The following is a 17,465-nucleotide window of genomic DNA, read 5'->3' as shown; positions in this document are numbered from 1 at the left end:
CATGAAAATTTTGTCAAAAGCATTGAGGCGATCGATAAACGCAAGACTCTGTGGCGAGGGAGCTTGCTCCCGCCGGGTCGCGAAGCGGCCCTTCTTTTGTCGAACAGCAGAAGGCCTGCTGCGCAGTCCAGCGGGACGGTGCGACGATTCGACAAGCTCCCTCGCCACAGATATCTTCACACAGAGTTACGCTCGAACCTGTCAGCTCATTGATCCGCAACTCCGCGCACAACCCGCCCTGCGGTCGGTTGTACAGCTGCAACGTGCTGCCGATCTTGCTGACGATCATCTGTACGATCGCCAGCCCCAGCCCGGCGCCGTTGCCGTGGCCGTGGCTGTAGAAACGCTCGAACAGTCGTGCGTATTCCTGCTCGTTGATACCGGGCCCGGCGTCCTCGACACTGATGTATACCGCGCCTCCCGCCTGCGGTTGCACCTGAACCCGTACCTCGCTGCCCGGCGGGGCGAAATTCAGGGCGTTGGTCACCAGGTTCTGCAAAGCGATGGCGAGGGCTACCGGGTCGGTGTCGACCGGGCAGTGGTGGTCGCTGTCGAGGATCAGTTCGACGTCCTTTTCCATGGCCAGCGGCGCCAGTTCGGCGAGCTCTTCGCGCACCAGTTCGGTCAGATCCACAGTGCGGGTGTCGGGATTGGCCAGGTGCGGTTCGATGCGCGCCATGGTCAGCAATTGACTGGCGATGCGCGTCGCCCGATCCACTGCGCTGACCAGATATTCCAGTGCCTCTTCGCGTTGTTGCGGCGTGGCGGCCAGTTGCGCGTTTTGCGCGTGGATCCGCAGGATCGCCAGCGGCGTGCGCAGTTCATGGGCGGCGTCGGCGATGAAGCGTCGCTCCCGCGCCAGCAGATTGTCGATCTGCTGCAACAGGCGATTGAGCGCAGTCTGCATCGGCTCCAGATCGTGGGGCAGGGGGCTGAGGTGCAGCGGTTTCAGGGTTTCGGTATCTCGTCCGCGAATGCTCTGCGCCATCGCTCGCAGCGGTTGCAGGCCCCAGCCGATGGTCAGCCAGATCAGCGCGGCCAGCAGCGGTACGCCGATCAGGCTCGGCCATAACGTGTGGCCGACGATGCGCTCGATCAGGTCCTGACGGATGTCGTCGCGCTCGCCGACCCAGATCAGCAATCCTTGCTGCGAATCCTTGAGCAGAAACGCGCACCAGTCGCGGCCATTCTCCATCAGGTCGTGGGAGCCGAGGGTGGTGGGTGGTGCGGCAAGCTCCGGCGCTTCGGCCGAGCGCACCAGCAATTGCCCGTCGTTGCGCCAAACCTGAAAAGTCAGACGGGTTTCGTAAGGGTGCGCGGCCTCGCCGTCGCCGACCCGGCTCATGGCGTCATCGAAGGCCTGATAGAGCCGGCTCCAGTCGTTGTCGCCGGGCGCGCGCTGGGCCAGCACGCCTTGCAACAGGCGCGCGCTTTGTGCCAGTTGGGCATCGTAGACCTCTTCGATTTCATGGTGGCTGTCGCGCAGCACCAGCCAACTGATCAGCAGGTCGCCGATCAGTACCAGAATCAGCACCGGCACCAGAATCCGCGCACGTATGGAAATCATGGCTTGAGCTCCAGCACATAGCCGACGCCGCGCACGGTGCGGATCAATTCGCTCGAGAGTTTTTTGCGCAGGTTGTGGATCAGCACTTCGAGGGTGTTGCTTTCGACCCGGTCCTGCCAGCCGTACAGCGCTCGCGACAGGCGTTCGCGGGTGACGACCTTGCCCGGACGAGCCATCAGTTGATGCAGCAGTTGATATTCCATCGGCGTCACCACCACGTCAGTGCCTTGCCAAGTGACCTGCTGCGTGACCGGATCGAGACACACGCCCGCATGCTCAAGCACCGGTTGCGCACGGCCCTGACTGCGGCGTAGCAGGGCGCGAATGCGCGCCTTCAATTCATCGACGTCGAAGGGTTTGATCAGGTAGTCGTCGGCGCCGGCATCCAGCCCGGCAATGCGTTCGGCGGTGCCGTCGCGGGCGGTGAGGATCAGTACCGGCAAATCCTGTTGTTCGCCACGCAAGCGTTGCAGCAGCGCCAGACCGTCGAGCCGTGGCAGGCCGAGGTCGAGCAACAACAAGTCGAAACTTTCACTGCGCAGGGCGTGCAGGGCGCTGGCACCGTCCTGCAACCAGTCGAGGGTGTAGCCTTCGCTGCCGAGGGCAACGCGAATGCCTTGACCGAGGGCGCGATCATCTTCGACCAGCAATAGGCGCATAACGGATTCTCTTGAGCAAATACGGGCGGTTGACCGGCGGCATCATGCCGCTGTGCAGCCGGCTGTGGCAGCTGACCCGACGGGAAAGATGTAACGACTCGTTGCCAACTAAGCTTCGACTAAGGTTGCTTTTGCACAGTGAGGCCTTCCTCATCGAGCGAGAGTGTTTCCATGCGCAAACTTCTGCTGTTGTCCCTCATCGTTGCCAGCCCGTTGGCCGTCGCCGGCCCGCAATGCACCACCGCCGAACGCTCGCAATGGCAAGACCAGAAAGCCTTTCAGGAGCAGCTCAAGGCTCAGGGCTACGAGATCAGCAAATTCAAGGTTACCGACGGCAACTGCTACGAGATCTACGGCTTCGACAAGGACAAGCGCAAAGTCGAGATCTACCACGACCCGGTCAGCGGCAAAGCGGTGAAAACCGAGATCAAGGGCTGATGCCGAACGCCTCCGTGCGCCTGTGGGACCCCGTGGTGCGGCTGTTTCATCTGTCCATCGCGGGCGTCTTCGTTGCCAATTACTTCTTCAATGAAGCCGGTGACGCCTGGCACATCTGGCTCGGCTATTACGCCATGGGCTGGCTGCTGGTGCGGCTGGTCTGGGGATTCGTCGGGCCGCGCAGTGCGCGTTGGGCGGATTTCTGGCCGACACCGACGCGGTTGATCGCTCATGCGCGCTCGCTGATTGCCGGACGGCCCGAGCATCGCCTCGGGCATTCACCGATTGGCGCACTGGTGATGCTGTCGATGTTGCTGGCGATGTTCACCGCCGGTGTGAGCGGCTGGGCCATGGAAGAGATCGACGCCCTGTGGGGTGCCGACTGGCCGTTGCAGGTACACGAATTCGCTACCGACACCTTGCTGGTGCTGGTGTGTCTGCACATCGCCGCCGCGTTATTCGAGAGTTTTCTGCTGCGCGACAACTTGCCGTTGTCGATGCTCACCGGACGCCGACGGCGCTTGCCGGACGATCCGCCGCGCTGACAAGGATGTTTTGCCGATTGCCCTCCATCCTGTTTTTGCCGTGAGTCCACTATGCTTGCGCTTCCTGATCGCTTGAAATTTGTCCTGGGCGGACTGGCCGTGAGCCTGGTTTTCTGGGGCGCCTGGCGCAGTCATCCGGCTCATTTGCTGGCGCCATTTGCCGTGGCCACGCCGCCGGTGGATGCTTCGCTGCAGTCACCAGAGCCGCTGTACAGCAGTCGCTTCGTCTCCTCGCAATTGAATGATTTCGTGCACTCGTCGTCGGTGACCGCGCTGCCGGGCGGCGACCTGATGGCGGTGTGGTTCGCCGGTTCCCGCGAGGGCGCTGCCGACGTACAGATCCGTACCGCCCGTTACGACGCCAACTCCGCGGAGTGGGGCGCCGAGCAGGTGTTGGCCACCCGCGAATCGACCCGCGACGGCACCCGTCGCTATATCCGCAAATTGGGCAATCCAGTGATTGCCCTCGCGCCGGATCAACGGTTGTGGATGTTCTATGTCTCGGTATCCGTCGGCGGCTGGGCCACCAGTGCGATCAACGTGATGGTCTCGGATGATTTCGGGCGCAACTGGTCAGCCCCGCGACAGCTGATCACCTCACCGTTTTTCAACATCAGTACGCTGGTGCGCGCTGCGCCGGTGTTCCATGCCGACGGCTCGATCGGCCTGCCGGTGTATCACGAGTTCATGGGCAAATTCGCCGAGTACCTGTACCTGAGCGCCGACGGCGCGGTGATCGACAAATTCCGTATCAGCCGTGGCAAGCATTCGTTGCAGCCGACCATTGTGCCGCTGGACGGAAAACGTGCCGTGGCCATGCTGCGTTATGCCGGCGACACTCATCATCGAGTACTGGCCAGCCGCACCGAGGATGCCGGGCAGACCTGGAGCGAGCCGTATCCGCTGGAACCGGCCAACCCCAATTCGTCGCTGGCGGCCGTGGGTACCGACGACAACGGTTTGCTGGTGGCGCTCAATGATCTGCAGGACGGACGCTTCAAACTCAGCCTCTACGGCACCGATGCCAACCTGAGCAACTGGCGCAATGTGATCGAACTCGATCAGTCGCCCGATCCGCTTGGCCAGCCGTTCGCGCCCGACGCTTACAAGGCAATCATCGGCGAAGGCTTTCGTGCTTCCAGCGGGGCGCGTCGTCTGCCGCTGGAAGCGCGCTTTCTGAGCAATCTGGACTACCGGGTGTGCAAGCCGCAGGGCTGTGATTTCGAGTATGAGTATCCGTACTTCAGTCGCGGCAGCGATGGGCTCTATCACCTGGTGTATTCGTGGAATAACACCTTCATCAAACACGTCAGCTTCAATGAAGCGTGGCTCGAGGAGCGCCTGTGATGCTGTTGCTCTGGCAAGCCCATTTGACGTTCGTCCTGCTCGCTTTTGTCTTGCTCGGCTCGCTGCACTTCACGCAACGCTGGCGTCCGTGGCTGTTGCCGCTGCTGGCGCTGGTCAGCTTTGTGCCAGTCAACGATCTGCCGTTAGCGGCGTACGTGCGCAGTGTCACCGATGATCTGGCGATTACCACGCTGGTGTTGCTCGGCTGGGCCAGTCTGGTTCGGCTGGGTGTTGTCGAGCGGCAGACATTGTCGGCACGGGTGCAGATGCTGGTGCTGTTCACCGTGCTGGCCGCGCTGTTGTACCCGGCGACGATGGGCCTGACCTATTTCGATCCATACCGCTGGGGCTTCAACCCACGGCCGATGATCGTCTGTATCGGTGTGCTGGCACTGGCGCTGTTGTGGCTGCGCAACACGCTGGCCGTGTCGATGCTCGCGATGGGCACGCTGGCGTTCGCCTTGCGTCTCAAGGCTTCGGAAAACTATTGGGACTACCTGATCGATCCGCTGCTGTTGGGTTATTGCCTGGTCACCGCTGCGGCGCTGTGCAGCCGCGAGGTCTGGCGTCTGCTGCGAGCCGCACCGGCAAGCACGACATCTTCTATTTGAACCAACGACACTGAGGTCAATGATGGGCGGGTTGCAATCGCGACGCCTGCGCTACGGCGTGGGTGCGGCAGGTTTGGCGTTCTTGTTGTTTGCCGTGCTCAGGCTGGTGTTCGTGCTGGGGTTTTCCGGGATCGCGCCCAGTGAGTTCGTCGATAACCCGACACTGCGCGAAACCTTGGGCATCGGCTTGCGTTTCGACTTGCGCCTCGCCGTGTTGCTGATCCTGCCGTTGTCGCTGCTGGCCTGGGTGCCGCGCTGGAACCTCACGCGGTTGCCGTGGTTACGCTGGGTCGCACGGGTTTACTGGCTGCTGGCGCTCGGCGTGATCGGACTGTTGTACATCATCGATTTCGGTCATTACGCCTATCTTGGCGTGCGGATCAACGCCACGGTGCTGCGTTATCTGGAAGACGCGCAGATCTCGCAACAGATGGTCTGGGAAACTTATCCGGTGCTGTGGATCGCGCTCGGCTGGTTGGCTGTGCTGGGCGTCTGGTTCTACGGTTTCGTGCAACTGGAACGTCTGACGCTGGCCCGTGAAGCCAAATCTGTCCGGCGTCCATCGCTGGCATTTGGCACAGGGCTGGGGGTGGTCGCGGTACTGCTGGCATTGCTTGGCCGGGTGGACAATCTCAATCTGGAAAACCCGGTGCCGCTGCGCTGGAGCGATGCGTTCTTTTCCGGTAACGCGCAGATCGCCGCGGTCGGTCTGAACCCGGTGCTGTTCCTGTACGACACGCTGAAAACCGGGCAGGCGCAATTCGATGAGGCGCAGGTGCGCGAGCACTATCCGCTGATTGCCCGCTATCTGGGCGTGGATCGACCGGACCCGCAACGCCTGACGTTCGAACGTCAGCAAGGCGTGCAGCCGTATCGGCTTCAGGGCACGCCGAACGTGATGTTCGTCATGCTCGAATCGCTGGGCACCAGCGCCGTCGGCGCCTATGGCAACCCGCTGAACCCGACGCCGAACCTCGATCAACTGGCGAGCCAAAGCTGGTTCTTCAAGCACTTCTATGTGCCAGTCACCGGCACCGCGAAAACCGTGTGGGCGAGCATCACCGGTGTTCCCGATGTGACCCGCCGCGAGACCGCAACGCGTCATCCACTGATCACCCGTCAGCACACGTTGATCAATGCGTTCACCGATTACCAGAAGCTCTACATGATCGGCGGCAACGCCGGCTGGGCCAATATCAATGCGCTGATCCAACAGAGCATCGATGGCGTGCGCCTGTATCACGAAAGTGACTGGCGTTCGCCGCTGGTGGACGTGTGGGGGATTTCCGATCTGGATCTGTTCAAGGAGAGCGACCGCATCTTGCGCGACTTGACGAAGGACCGACCGTTCTTCGCTTACGTGCAAACCTCGGGCAACCATCGGCCGTTCACCATTCCCAAGGACAACGACGGCTTCCGGGTCAGCAACCTGTCGCTGGAACAGGTGCAGGCCGCTGGGTCACGTAGCGTCGAGCAATACAACGCGGTGCGCCTGCTGGATTTCAATATCGGCAAGTTGATGGAGCTGGCCAAGGCCGGCGGCTATTACGACAACACGATTTTTGTGTTCTTCGGCGACCACAACACGCGCATCAGCCAGATCCCGCACATGCCGCCGGCGTTTGAGCAACTGGGGCTGGAAAGCAATCATGTGCCGATGCTGATTCATGCGCCGGGGCTGCTGGCGCCAAAGGTCATCGAGGAAGCCGTGGGGCTGACGGATCTGCTGCCGACGGTGGCGGGGATGGCTGGCGTGCCGTTCAGCAATGGTGCGATGGGCCGCGATGTCCAGCAACCGGCGCCGGAAGGTGAGCGCGTGGTGCCGCTGGTGCTGCGCGAGGGGACGTTCCCGGTAATTGGCGGGGTAACCAAGGATTTCCTCCTGCAGATGCAGCATGACGGCAGCTCGCCGACCCTGCATGATCTGGCGTCGAAGACCCCGTTGGATAACGTCGCCGGGCAGAACCCCGAGGAATTCCAGCGCCTGATGGAGCTGACGCGGGGCCTGCACGAGAGTGCGCGGCTGATGTTGTATCGCAACGTGCGCTGACCGGGCTGCACCTGGTCAGCGCGGTGTTTTCAGCGGTTGAGGAAGGCCAGCAAATCCTCATTCAGCGCCTGGGCGTGGGTCACGGCAAAACCATGGGGCGCGCCGGCGTAGACTTTCAGCTCGGCGCCCTTGATCAGCGCGGCGGCCTGCTTGCCGGTGGTTTCGAACGGCACGATCTGATCGCCGTCACCGTGGATCACCAGAGTCGGCACGTCGATCTTCGCCATGTCCGGGCGGAAGTCGGTTTGCGAGAATGCGGTGACGCAATCCACGGTGCCTTTGAGCGAGGCGAGCAGGGCGACGTTCAGGGTTTGCGTAAGCACGCCGTCGGAGACTTTCTGGCCCTGATTGGTGCCGTAGAATGGCGCGGCGAAGTCCGCGATGAACTGCGCGCGATCCTTGAGCAGGCCGGCCTTGATTCCGTCGAACACCGAAGTGTCGACACCTTGCGGATAGTCGGCCTTCTTGCCGAACAGTGGCGTCACCGCGCCGAGCAGCACCAGCCCGGCAACGCGCTCGCTGCCGTGGCGGGCGATGTAGCGGCTGACGTCGCCGCCGCCCATGGAGAAACCGACCAGCGTGACGTCGCGCAGGTCGAGGTGTTTGATCAGTTGCGCGATGTCGTCGGCAAACGTGTCGTAGTCATAGCCGTTCCACGGTTGATCGGAGCGCCCGAAACCACGGCGGTCGAAGGCAATCGTGCGGTAGCCGCGACTGCTCAGGTATTCCATCTGGTATTCCCACATGTCGGCATCCAGCGGCCAGCCATGGCTGAACAGCACGGGCTTGCCGCTGCCCCAGTCCTTGAAATAGATCTGTGTGCCGTCATCGGTAGTGAATGTGCTCATGGAAACTCCTTGCTTGAGTACGCGTTGGGGAGGGGCTGTAAAAGCAGGATTCACTATCCGCGCAATCGACCGTGGCCACTTGTATGCAGGTGCTGCGCTGTCGGCGTGGTTCTTTTCCGCGAACACAGTTGTAAGATGCAACCACACGCTGGATTTGACGGAGAAACATCCTGTGAAGCGCAAAAGCCTGCACGGCAACGCCTGCCCGGTCGCCCGTACGCTGGATTTGATCGGCGACTGGTGGTCGCTGCTGATCATCCGCGATGCGCTGGAGGGCATTCGCCGCTTCAGTGATTTTCAGAAGAATCTGGACATCGCCAAGAACATGCTCAGCGCCCGGCTCAAGGTCCTGGTGGAGCAGGGGATTCTGCAAACGGTGCCGGCCGCCGATGGCGGTGCTTATAAGGAATACGTGCTGACCGAACGCGGCAAGGCTTTGCAGACGGTGATCGTCGCGCTGTCGCAGTGGGGCGGCGAGCACCTGTATGCGCCGGGGGAGCCGGGTTCGGTGATGGTTGACGCGCAGCAGCGGCAGCCGATCAGAAAGCTTGAGTTGCAGGCGGCTGACGGCCGTGTGCTGGGGGTTGGCGAGGTATCGACGAAACTTGGCGTAGTGCACTGATTGAAGGTTTAAATGCAAACGCCCCGACACAGCGTTGGAGCGTTTGTTTGTTCGGTTTCAACCTGTAGGGTCCTTAGCGAAACGCCGGCACCACATGCTTGATGAACAACGCCAACGACTTCTTCTTCTCCGCATGCGGCAAGCTGTTGTCACACCAGAAACTGAACTCATCCACCCCCAGTTCCTGGTAATACTTGATCCGCGGAATGATCTCTTCCGGCGTACCGATCATCGCTGTCTTGTGCAAACTCTCCAGCTCAAACTCTGGACGCCCGGCAAACTTCTCTTCCGGGCTTGGGGCGAGGAAGCCGTTGACCGGTACTTCCTTGTTGCCAAACCACGCATCGAAGGTGCGGTAGAAACGTGAGATCGCCTTGGCGCCGACTTTCCAGCCGTCCGGATCGTCCGCCGAGTGCACGTGGGTATGGCGCAGCACCATCAGTTGCGGACGCGGAACGTCGGGGTTGTTGTCCAGGGCGGTCTGGAACTTGTTCTTCAGGTCGACGACTTCTTCGTCGCCCTTCATCAATGGCGTGACCATCACGTTGCAACCGTTGGCCACGGCGAAGTTGTGTGAATCCGGGTCACGGGCGGCGATCCACATCGGTGGGTTGGGTTTCTGGATGGGCTTCGGCACGCTGGTCGAGGTGGGGAATTTCCAGATGTCGCCGTCGTGGGCGTAATCGCCTTGCCACAGGGCGCGGACCACCGGGACCATTTCGCGCAGGGCCTGGCCGCCGCTGGAGGCGGGCATGCCGCCGGCCATGCGATCGAATTCAACCTGATAGGCGCCGCGCGCCAGGCCGACTTCCATGCGCCCGTTGCTGATGACGTCGAGCAGGGCGCATTCACCGGCCACCCGCAGCGGGTGCCAGAACGGCGCGATGATGGTGCCGGCGCCGAGGTGGATGGTGGTGGTTTTGGCGGCGAGGTAGGCCAGCAGCGGCATCGGGCTTGGCGAGATGGTGTATTCCATCGCGTGGTGTTCGCCGATCCACACGGTGCTGAAACCGCCGGCCTCGGCCATCAGGGTCAGTTCGGTCAGGTCTTCGAACAGTTGGCGATGGCTGACGCTTTCGTCCCAGCGTTCCATGTGGATGAACAGGGAAAATTTCATGACGCTTCCTCGGATCTTTTGTTGTTGAGGCTACAAAACTGTGTGGGAGGGCTGAAATCTTGATCAGGCCAGAACGGGCAGGGCGCCCATCTTGCCGTGGCAATACACCAGCGGCCCGGTGTGCTGTTCCGGGACGATCAGGTTCTTCACCGCGCCGACCATGATGGCGTGGTCGCCGCCTTCGTATTCGCGCCACAACTCACACTCGATGATAGCCGTCGCGTTGGCCAGGATCGGGTTGCCCAACTCGCTCAGCGTCCACTCGATGCCCTGCGCCTTGTCCTTGCCTTTGCGGGCGAAGGCGTAGGCTTCGCTCTGCTGGCCGCCGGACAGGACGTGGATCGCGAAGCGCTTGTTCTTGATCAGCACAGGGTAGGAGTCGGAACTGTAGTTGGGGCAGAACAGCACCAGGGCCGGGTCCATCGACAGTGAGCTGAAGGCGCTGGCGGTGAGGCCGACGACCTGGCCGTCATCGTCCAGCGTGGTGATGACAGTGACGCCGGACGGAAACGAGCCCATGACCTGTTTGTAGATGGCAGCATCGATCATTGGACGATCCTCGGGTGTTGTGACGCGATTTTTATGTATTTGTTGGTCTGATGGTATACCAGTATTTTTTCTTTGCAAGGGCTTTTAGGCTGAACCGATAAACGTGGTGCTTTCGTCGGAAACTCAGCGTTTATTGAGCTCTCGGCTGGCCTGCAGGCCGCAGAATCAGTGAGGATAACGGATCAGATAGCGCCTTGAACTACGGATCAGTCTTGTGAAATGTTTGGAATACCATAATATGGTCTGCATCTGAGGGGCGACCGCAGAGTCCCCCCGGTTTGGCTTCATACAAAGATAAGAACAGACAAACTCGAGTTCATGCATATGTCCCAGATGTCCCGGCAAGATCCGTTGATCGAGAATCACACGGTCGACTACGTCCCACTCGCGGAACGCCACGGGAAGGCTCGCGACCTTTTCACCTTATGGTTCAGCACCAACATCGCGCCACTGCCCATCGTCACCGGCGCCATGGTGGTTCAGGTGTTCCATCTCGATTTGCTCTGGGGGCTGCTGGCGATTGCGCTGGGGCACCTGATCGGCGGGGTAGTGATCGCCCTGGCGTCGGCGCAAGGCCCGCGCATGGGCATTCCGCAAATGGTCCAGAGTCGCGGTCAGTTCGGGCGTTACGGCGCATTGTTGATCGTGTTTTTTGCGGCGCTGATCTACATCGGCTTCTTCATTTCCAACATCGTGCTTGCCGGTAAATCGATTGTCGGCATTGCGCCGTCGGTACCGGCGCCGTTGAGCATTCTGATCGGTGCACTGGCGGCCACCGCGATTGGCGTGATCGGCTACAACTTCATTCACACACTCAACCGCATCGGCACCTGGGTGATGGGCAGCGCGCTGCTCGCCGGCTTCCTCTACATCTTCGCCCACGATTTGCCGGCGGACTTCCTGACGCGCGGCAGCTTCAACCTGTCGGGCTGGCTGGCAACGGTGTCGCTGGGGATCATCTGGCAGATTAGTTTCTCGCCGTACGTGTCCGATTATTCGCGTTATCTGCCGGCGGATATCGGCATCGTCAAACCGTTCTGGGCCACGTATATGGGCGCGACACTGGGGACGATTCTGTCGTTCAGTTTCGGCGCCGTGGCAGTGCTGGCGACGCCGGAAGGCACCGAGGCGATGGCGGCGGTCAAGCAGTCGACCGGTTGGCTGGGGCCGATACTGATGGTGTTGTTTCTGCTCAACATCATCAGCCACAACGCGCTGAATCTGTACGGCGCAGTGCTGTCGATCATCACCTCGATCCAGACGTTCGCCAGCCAGTGGACGCCGAGCATCAGGGTGCGCGTGGTGTTGTCGAGCGTGGTGCTGGCGGGTTGCTGCGTGGTAGCGCTGGGTGCCTCGGCGGATTTCATTTCGCAGTTCATCGGGCTGATTCTGGCGTTGTTGCTGGTGCTGGTGCCGTGGGCGTCGATCAACCTGATCGACTTCTACCTGATCAAGCGCGGCAGCTATGACATCAGCTCGATTTTCCGCGCGGACGGCGGCATTTACGGGCGCTTCAATCTGCACGCGATCATTGCCTATTTCATCGGGATCATTGTGCAACTGCCGTTCGCCAATACGTCGCTGTACGTCGGGCCTTACGCCAATCTGGTCGACGGTGCAGATCTGTCGTGGCTGTTCGGCCTGGTGGTGACGGTGCCGTTGTATTACTGCCTCGCCACACGCGGGCAGACCCGGCAGAGCAGGGCGGCGCAGTTGACTTATACCGACTGACCCGATCACCAATAAAACCGTGGCGAGGGAGCTTGCTCCCGCTGGACTGCGCAGCAGGCCCCTGCTTTTCTGAATTGAAGAGCGAGGTCCGCTGCGCGGCCCGGCGGGAGCAGGCTCCCTCACCACAAGTGATGTTTCCTTAGACCTTGAGCATTCGTGCGGTCATTCAAATTGGCCATTTCGATCCCCTTTTGGCCCATCACCCACTGTGCCGCAACCCCGCGGTCGGCAAGAATCAAAGCCACAACAAAACGCTGGACTTTACTTGCCCTTGGCTACTTTTACAGCCGCTGCCGTGTACAGAACATAAAAACCATCGATCTCACGTCGCATTCCGGGGAAACAACCATGGTCACGATGAAACGCATTCTGGGTGCCACCGTGTGTGGGCTGACGCTGCTGGCCAGCGCGGTACACGCCGAGCAGCGCGAGCTGCGGGTTTACAACTGGGCGGATTACATTCTGCCGTCGGTGCCCAAGGATTTCGCCGCGAAGACCGGCATCAAAGTGACCTGGGATACCTTCGATACCAACGAATCGCTGGAAGCCAAGTTGCTCACCGGCAACTCCGGTTACGACCTGGTGGTGCCGTCGAACCAGTTCATCGACACCCAGATCAAGGCCGGTGTGTTCCAGAAACTCGACAAGTCGAAACTGCCGAACTGGAGCCATCAGGATCCGGCGCTGCTCAAACTGCTCGACGCCAACGACCCAGGCAACCAGTACGGCGTGCCCTACATGTATGGCACGGTGCTGATCGGCTTCAACCCGGCCAAGGTCAAAGCCGCGCTTGGCGACAACGCGCCGGTGGACAGCTGGGATCTGGTGTTCAAGCCGGAAAACATGGAGAAGCTCAAATCCTGCGGCGTGGCGATGCTCGATTCGCCCTCGGAAATTCTGCCGCTGGCCCTGCATTACCTGGGCCTCGACCCGAACAGCCAGAACCCGGCCGACTATGAAAAGGCCAAGGACCTGATGCTGAAGATTCGTCCGTACGTGACCTACTTCAACTCGGCCAAGTACATGACCGACATCGCCAACGGCGACATCTGCGTGGCCATCGGTTACTCCGGCAGCTTCTATCAGTTCGGCAACCGTGCGAAAGAGGCGGGCAACGGTGTGGTGGTCGACTGGCGCTTGCCGAAGGAAGGTGCGCCGATCTGGTTCGATACCTTCGCCATTCCGAAGAGCGCGAAGAACGTCGAAGAGGCCCACGAATTCCTCAACACCTTGCTCGATCCGAAAGTCATTGCGCCGATCAGCGACTTCCTCGGCTACCCGAACGTGAACAAGGACTCGATGCCGCTGGTGAACAAAGACATCACCGCCAACCCGAACCTGACGCCAACGCCTGAAGCCCTGAAAACCCTCTACGTCGTCCAGCCCCTACCGCAAAAACTCGAACGCGTACGCACCCGGGTGTGGACCAGCATCAAGTCCGACAAGTAACCGCCTCCTCCCTGTAGGAGTTGCCGCAGGCTGCGATCTTTTGATTTTGCTTTAAAAAAGATCGCAGCCTGCGGCAGCGCCTACAGGGATTGAGTTTGGTCTTCCTTGCGAGTGACGATCAGGCTCAACACCACTGACCCCAGAATCACCCCGCCGACCACCGCCAGCGACCATTCCACCGGCATGTGAAACCACGGCATCAGCGTCATCTTGCCGCCGATGAACACCAGCACGATCGCCAGTCCGTACTTGAGCAGATGAAAGCGGTCGGCCATGTCTGCCAGCAGGAAATACAACGCCCGCAGGCCCATGATCGCGAAGATGTTCGAGGTGAACACAATGAACGGATCGGTGGTGACTGCGAAAATCGCCGGGATGCTATCGACCGCAAACATCAGGTCGCTGGCCTCGATCAGCACCAGAACCAGAAACATCGGCGTGGCCCAGCGTACGCCGTTCTGCAGCACGAAAAAGCGCTCGCCGTGAAAGCCCTGCGTGATTCGCATGTGCCCGCGCACCCAGCGCAGTAGCGGGTTTTTGTCGAGATCCGGTTGCTGCTCGGCGAACATCAGCATCTTGATCCCGGTGATGATCAGGAACACCCCGAAGGCATACAACAGCCACTCGAACTGGGACACCAGCCACACCCCGGCAAAGATCATCGCCGCGCGCATCACGATCGCCCCGAGCACGCCATACAGCAGCACCCGGCGCTGCAATTCCGGTGGCACGGCGAAGTAGCTGAAGATCATCACGAAGACGAACATGTTGTCGATCGACAGTGACTGCTCGATCAGATAACCAGTGAGGAATTCCAGCGTCTTGCGCTGGGCAATGTCGGCGCCGAACTCGCCGTGCAGATACCACCAGAGCAACCCGGCAAAAGCCATCGCCAGCGCACACCAGGCGATCACCCAACAGGACGCTTCCCGCACTGAAACGCGGTGCGCCTTGCGTCCGCCAAAAACGAACAGATCCAGCGCAAGCATGGCGAGAACGAAGACGATAAACGCGCCCCACATCCATGGTTCGCCGATATTGATGTTGGTGGTTGGCATGGCTGGCTCCCTGGCTTTTATTGAATTAGGGTCAGGCAGGGCCATGCTAGCGGCGAGTTTGGTTGCAAGAAAAATCGCTTATTTCTGAGCAATAGTTCGGGAAAAGCGAAGTGTCGCGATCAGGGAGGGGGAATAGCGACGACGGGAATTGAGACCTTTTGCGGTCTCAACCCCGTCGTTCTGATTACTTGCCGGCAGTCAGCGCCGGAGTGCGCGGCGGCACCTGACGCTTCGAGCCAGTCGCCTCAAACGCCGAGGCCAGGCGCAGCAGATTCGAGTCATCGTAGGCGCGACCGGCGAAGGTCAGGCCGACCGGCATGCCGATGTCGGCCATGATCCCCATCGGTACGGTGACGGTTGGTACGCCGAGGTGCCGGATCGCCAGGTTGCCGTTGGCGACCCAGACGCCATTGCTCCAGGCGATGTCCGCCGATTCCGGATTGATATCGGCATCTGCCGGGCCGACGTCAGCGTTGGTCGGGAACAGCACCGCGTCGAGTTTCAGCGTGTCCATCCAGTCTTCCAGATCGAGCTTGCGGGTTTTCTCCAGGCCGCGCAGGCCGTCCGGCAGAGTCGGAATCTGATCCCACGGGGTGATGCCGCGCTCGGCCATGCGCACGTATTCGTCCATGCCGGCGGCCAGGTCGCCCTCACGGTTGGGCAGGGTGCCCGGGTCGTGCGGGAAGATTTTCGGCCCGTCGACATCGGCCAGGCGATTGAGCTTCGGATCACCGTTGGCGCGCAGGAAATCGTCGAAGGCCCAGGCCGACAGGTCCCACAGTTCGTGGTGCAGGAACTCCTTGGAAACGATGCCGCGATTGAACACGGTCGGCGCGCCCGGACGGTCGCCTTCGCAGTTGGAGACCAGCGGGAAATCCACTTCGATGACTTCGGCGCCGGCCGCTTCCAGAGCCGCGCGGGCCTGTTTCCACAGGTCGATCACCGAAGGGCGGGTGTTGATGCGTTGCCCGGTCGGGCCGCCGATGCCCGGCGCTTCGCTGGTGCCGGCTTCAGGGTCGGCGTTGATGTACATCTTCGGCACACCGAGGCGTTTGCCGGCCAGTGCCGCGGGTTTCACTGCCAGCTCGGCGTAGGACGCCGGGCGCACCGAGGCGACGCTCGGGATCGGCACCCACGGCTGCAGGCGCCACAGGTCGCCACGGGTGTCGGGGTCTTCCGCGACGACCACGTCGAGCACTTCAAGCAGATCGGCCATGGTCCGTGCATACGGCACCACCACGTCCATGGTCGGCGTCAGCGGCCAGTTGCCGCGCACCGAGATCACCCCGCGCGACGGCGTGTAGGCGCACAAACCGTTGTTCGACGCCGGGCCGCGACCACTCGACCAGGTTTCTTCCGCCAGGCCGAAGGCCGAGAAACTCGCGGCGGTGGCGGTGCCGGCGCCGTTGGACGAGCCAGAGGCAAACGGCGCGGTCAGGTAGGCGGCGTTGTACGGGCTCTCGGCCCGGCCATAGACGCCACGCTGCATGCCGCCATTGGCCATCGGCGGCATGTTGGTCTTGCCCAGGCAGATCGCCCCGGCGGCGCGCAGGCGTTCGATGGTGAAGGCGTCGCGATGCGCCACCAGATCGGCGAAGGCCGGGCTGCCGGAGGCGGCGGTCAGACCCTTGACCAGATAGCTGTCCTTGGCGGTGTAAGGGATGCCGTCGAGCGGGCCGAGGGTTTCGCCCTTGGCCCGGCGCGTGTCGGACGCCTGGGCTTCGGCCAGCGCTTCAGGATTGCGCACCACCACCGCATTCAGTGCGGTGGCGGTGTGCGGGCCGTCGTAGGCGTCGATCCGGGCCAGATAGGCCTGCACCAGTTCAACCGCGGTGGTCTGGCCGGCGTCGAGCGCCGCGCGTAATTGAGCAATGGAGACTTCAGTGACTTCGATCATGCTGTTACCGCCGACAGGTTCGCTAAAGGGTTGGGTCATTAGGGTTATCGTCGAAATGCGTGAAGAATTTCGTATGGGCGAAACTCTACCCTGAACTTTGCCGAATGGCATGCGCTAATTCGATAAATATCGACAAAAGTCAGCGAAAAAATTCGCCCGGGGTTTCACCAAACTGCTGGCGAAACGCCGCGATGAACGCCGAGGTCGAGTCATAACCGCAGGCCAGAGCCACGTCGGTGACCCGTTCGCCGCGTTCCAGCGGGGTCAGCGCACCCAACAGACGCAAGCGCTGACGCCAGGCGCGGAAGGTCAGGCCGGTGTCGCGTAAAAACAGTCGGCTGAGGGTTTTCTCGGTGACACCGAATTTTTCGCTCCAATGGTTCAGTGTGGTCTGCTGTTCCGGATGTTGCTCCAGACTTTGATAGATCTGCCGCAGACGGCTGTCCTGCGGCAACGGCAGCATCAGGTCGATCTGCGGTGCCTCGGCCAGTTGATCGAGGATCACCTGGGCCAACCGGCCATGGGCGCCGCTCTCGTCGTATTCCACCGGCACCAGACTGAACGCGCGGATCAGCTCGCGCAGCAGGTCGCTGACGCCGAGCACATGACAGCGCTCAAGCGCCCAGCCGGCCACGCTGCAATCGATGTACAGGCTGCGCATTTCGGTGTGCGGCGAGCTGAACACTCGGTGCGGCACGCCCGCCGGAATCCACACCGCGCGCTCCGGCGGCGCGACGAAACGTCCGGCGCTGGTCTGCACCTCAAGCACGCCCTGAATCGCGTACGACAATTGCACCCACGGGTGACTGTGACGTCGGGTCAGCGCGCGATTGGGCAGCGATTCGGTGCGCCCGTACAGCGCACGCGGCAGGCTCGGCAGCCCGGGAATGCTGCGCCGGAAGCTTTTCTCGTGTCCTTTAGGCGGCATCTGTTGGCTCTTCGGCGTTAGTCGGTAATTTCTGCTCACGTTAGAGTTG

General features: G+C 61.3%; 16 protein-coding genes. 8 read left to right on the top strand and 8 right to left on the bottom strand.

Annotated elements, in window-relative coordinates; translation table 11 throughout:
* Positions 1 to 13 precede the first annotated feature (13 nt).
* Together OC71_RS00555 and OC71_RS00550 are read right to left on the bottom strand one after the other, a co-directional pair.
* Positions 14 to 1,567, bottom strand: a complete 1,554-nt coding sequence (locus OC71_RS00555; protein ID WP_256198903.1) for an ATP-binding protein — start codon at positions 1,565 to 1,567, stop codon at positions 14 to 16.
* Positions 1,564 to 2,226: a response regulator gene (locus OC71_RS00550; RefSeq protein WP_041062641.1), complete on the bottom strand. Its 663-nt coding sequence runs from the start codon at positions 2,224 to 2,226 to the stop codon at positions 1,564 to 1,566. Before OC71_RS00550 ends, OC71_RS00555 begins: the two co-directional genes overlap by 4 nt.
* A 171-nt stretch (positions 2,227 to 2,397) precedes the next feature.
* Here OC71_RS00550 and OC71_RS00545 point away from each other — a divergent pair, with 171 nt between their 5' ends.
* The 5 genes from OC71_RS00545 to OC71_RS00525 are packed head-to-tail and all read left to right on the top strand — an operon-like array spanning position 2,398 to position 7,217.
* The gene (locus OC71_RS00545) at positions 2,398 to 2,664 is read left to right on the top strand and encodes a PepSY domain-containing protein (protein WP_007960465.1); all 267 of its coding nucleotides are present in this window, start codon (positions 2,398 to 2,400) and stop codon (positions 2,662 to 2,664) included.
* Complete coding sequence (locus tag OC71_RS00540) at positions 2,664 to 3,209, top strand: cytochrome b/b6 domain-containing protein (protein WP_041062637.1); 546 nt, start codon at positions 2,664 to 2,666, stop codon at positions 3,207 to 3,209. Before OC71_RS00545 ends, OC71_RS00540 begins: the two co-directional genes overlap by 1 nt.
* Positions 3,210 to 3,260: 51 nt before the next feature.
* On the top strand, positions 3,261 to 4,556 hold the full coding sequence (locus OC71_RS00535; protein ID WP_041062634.1) for an exo-alpha-sialidase: 1,296 nt from the start codon (positions 3,261 to 3,263) through the stop codon (positions 4,554 to 4,556).
* Entirely contained in the window at positions 4,556 to 5,167 is a 612-nt protein-coding gene (locus OC71_RS00530; protein ID WP_041062631.1) for a membrane protein, read from the top strand. Before OC71_RS00535 ends, OC71_RS00530 begins: the two co-directional genes overlap by 1 nt.
* 22 nt (positions 5,168 to 5,189) lie before the next feature.
* Positions 5,190 to 7,217, top strand: coding sequence for an LTA synthase family protein (locus tag OC71_RS00525; RefSeq protein ID WP_041062627.1), 2,028 nt, complete (start codon positions 5,190 to 5,192; stop codon positions 7,215 to 7,217).
* Positions 7,218 to 7,246: 29 nt separating this feature from the next.
* Here OC71_RS00525 and OC71_RS00520 read toward each other — a convergent pair whose 3' ends face one another.
* A complete protein-coding gene (locus OC71_RS00520; protein ID WP_041062624.1) occupies positions 7,247 to 8,065 on the bottom strand; it encodes an alpha/beta fold hydrolase in 819 nt (272 codons plus the stop codon).
* A 172-nt stretch (positions 8,066 to 8,237) separates the two neighbouring features.
* Between OC71_RS00520 and OC71_RS00515 the strand changes: the two genes are divergently transcribed.
* Positions 8,238 to 8,687, top strand: coding sequence for a helix-turn-helix domain-containing protein (locus tag OC71_RS00515; protein ID WP_041062622.1), 450 nt, complete (start codon positions 8,238 to 8,240; stop codon positions 8,685 to 8,687).
* A 73-nt stretch (positions 8,688 to 8,760) separates the two neighbouring features.
* Here OC71_RS00515 and OC71_RS00510 read toward each other — a convergent pair whose 3' ends face one another.
* Both OC71_RS00510 and OC71_RS00505 read right to left on the bottom strand, forming a co-directional pair.
* Positions 8,761 to 9,804, bottom strand: coding sequence for an LLM class flavin-dependent oxidoreductase (locus OC71_RS00510; RefSeq protein WP_041062619.1), 1,044 nt, complete (start codon positions 9,802 to 9,804; stop codon positions 8,761 to 8,763).
* A 63-nt stretch (positions 9,805 to 9,867) separates the two neighbouring features.
* Positions 9,868 to 10,353 (bottom strand): flavin reductase family protein, encoded by a 486-nt coding sequence (locus tag OC71_RS00505; protein ID WP_041062617.1) that lies wholly within the window; start codon positions 10,351 to 10,353, stop codon positions 9,868 to 9,870.
* Between the two features lie 324 nt (positions 10,354 to 10,677).
* Here OC71_RS00505 and OC71_RS00500 point away from each other — a divergent pair, with 324 nt between their 5' ends.
* Both OC71_RS00500 and OC71_RS00495 read left to right on the top strand, forming a co-directional pair.
* The gene (locus tag OC71_RS00500) at positions 10,678 to 12,084 is read left to right on the top strand and encodes a cytosine permease (RefSeq protein WP_041062615.1); all 1,407 of its coding nucleotides are present in this window, start codon (positions 10,678 to 10,680) and stop codon (positions 12,082 to 12,084) included.
* 348 nt (positions 12,085 to 12,432) lie between these two features.
* The gene (locus tag OC71_RS00495; protein WP_007960451.1) at positions 12,433 to 13,533 is read left to right on the top strand and encodes a polyamine ABC transporter substrate-binding protein; all 1,101 of its coding nucleotides are present in this window, start codon (positions 12,433 to 12,435) and stop codon (positions 13,531 to 13,533) included.
* A gap of 80 nt (positions 13,534 to 13,613) precedes the next feature.
* Here OC71_RS00495 and OC71_RS00490 read toward each other — a convergent pair whose 3' ends face one another.
* From OC71_RS00490 to OC71_RS00480, 3 genes are all read right to left on the bottom strand, one after another.
* A complete protein-coding gene (locus tag OC71_RS00490) occupies positions 13,614 to 14,591 on the bottom strand; it encodes a TerC family protein (protein ID WP_041062608.1) in 978 nt (325 codons plus the stop codon).
* 184 nt (positions 14,592 to 14,775) lie between these two features.
* Positions 14,776 to 16,488 (bottom strand): amidase, encoded by a 1,713-nt coding sequence (locus OC71_RS00485; RefSeq protein ID WP_041063035.1) that lies wholly within the window; start codon positions 16,486 to 16,488, stop codon positions 14,776 to 14,778.
* Between the two features lie 139 nt (positions 16,489 to 16,627).
* Positions 16,628 to 17,416 (bottom strand): helix-turn-helix domain-containing protein, encoded by a 789-nt coding sequence (locus tag OC71_RS00480; RefSeq protein ID WP_041062605.1) that lies wholly within the window; start codon positions 17,414 to 17,416, stop codon positions 16,628 to 16,630.
* Positions 17,417 to 17,465 lie beyond the last annotated feature (49 nt).

Source organism: Pseudomonas sp. W15Feb9B, assembly GCF_000828175.1.
Classification (GTDB): domain Bacteria; phylum Pseudomonadota; class Gammaproteobacteria; order Pseudomonadales; family Pseudomonadaceae; genus Aquipseudomonas; species Aquipseudomonas parakoreensis.
The sequence above is the reverse complement of the archived record's forward strand: the minus strand, read 5'-3'. Positions and strand labels throughout refer to the sequence as shown.

Excerpts from the sequence above, each read along its gene's own strand:
- OC71_RS00555 (WP_256198903.1), bottom strand. The coding sequence starts at position 1,567 with ATGATTTCCATACGTGCGCGGATTCTGGTGCCGGTGCTGATTCTGGTA.
- OC71_RS00550 (WP_041062641.1), bottom strand. The coding sequence starts at position 2,226 with ATGCGCCTATTGCTGGTCGAAGATGATCGCGCCCTCGGTCAAGGCATT.
- OC71_RS00545 (WP_007960465.1), top strand. The coding sequence starts at position 2,398 with ATGCGCAAACTTCTGCTGTTGTCCCTCATCGTTGCCAGCCCGTTGGCC.
- OC71_RS00540 (WP_041062637.1), top strand. The coding sequence starts at position 2,664 with ATGCCGAACGCCTCCGTGCGCCTGTGGGACCCCGTGGTGCGGCTGTTT.
- OC71_RS00535 (WP_041062634.1), top strand. The coding sequence starts at position 3,261 with ATGCTTGCGCTTCCTGATCGCTTGAAATTTGTCCTGGGCGGACTGGCC.
- OC71_RS00530 (WP_041062631.1), top strand. The coding sequence starts at position 4,556 with ATGCTGTTGCTCTGGCAAGCCCATTTGACGTTCGTCCTGCTCGCTTTT.
- OC71_RS00525 (WP_041062627.1), top strand. The coding sequence starts at position 5,190 with ATGGGCGGGTTGCAATCGCGACGCCTGCGCTACGGCGTGGGTGCGGCA.
- OC71_RS00520 (WP_041062624.1), bottom strand. The coding sequence starts at position 8,065 with ATGAGCACATTCACTACCGATGACGGCACACAGATCTATTTCAAGGAC.
- OC71_RS00510 (WP_041062619.1), bottom strand. The coding sequence starts at position 9,804 with ATGAAATTTTCCCTGTTCATCCACATGGAACGCTGGGACGAAAGCGTC.
- OC71_RS00505 (WP_041062617.1), bottom strand. The coding sequence starts at position 10,353 with ATGATCGATGCTGCCATCTACAAACAGGTCATGGGCTCGTTTCCGTCC.
- OC71_RS00500 (WP_041062615.1), top strand. The coding sequence starts at position 10,678 with ATGTCCCAGATGTCCCGGCAAGATCCGTTGATCGAGAATCACACGGTC.
- OC71_RS00495 (WP_007960451.1), top strand. The coding sequence starts at position 12,433 with ATGGTCACGATGAAACGCATTCTGGGTGCCACCGTGTGTGGGCTGACG.
- OC71_RS00490 (WP_041062608.1), bottom strand. The coding sequence starts at position 14,591 with ATGCCAACCACCAACATCAATATCGGCGAACCATGGATGTGGGGCGCG.
- OC71_RS00485 (WP_041063035.1), bottom strand. The coding sequence starts at position 16,488 with ATGATCGAAGTCACTGAAGTCTCCATTGCTCAATTACGCGCGGCGCTC.
- OC71_RS00480 (WP_041062605.1), bottom strand. The coding sequence starts at position 17,416 with ATGCCGCCTAAAGGACACGAGAAAAGCTTCCGGCGCAGCATTCCCGGG.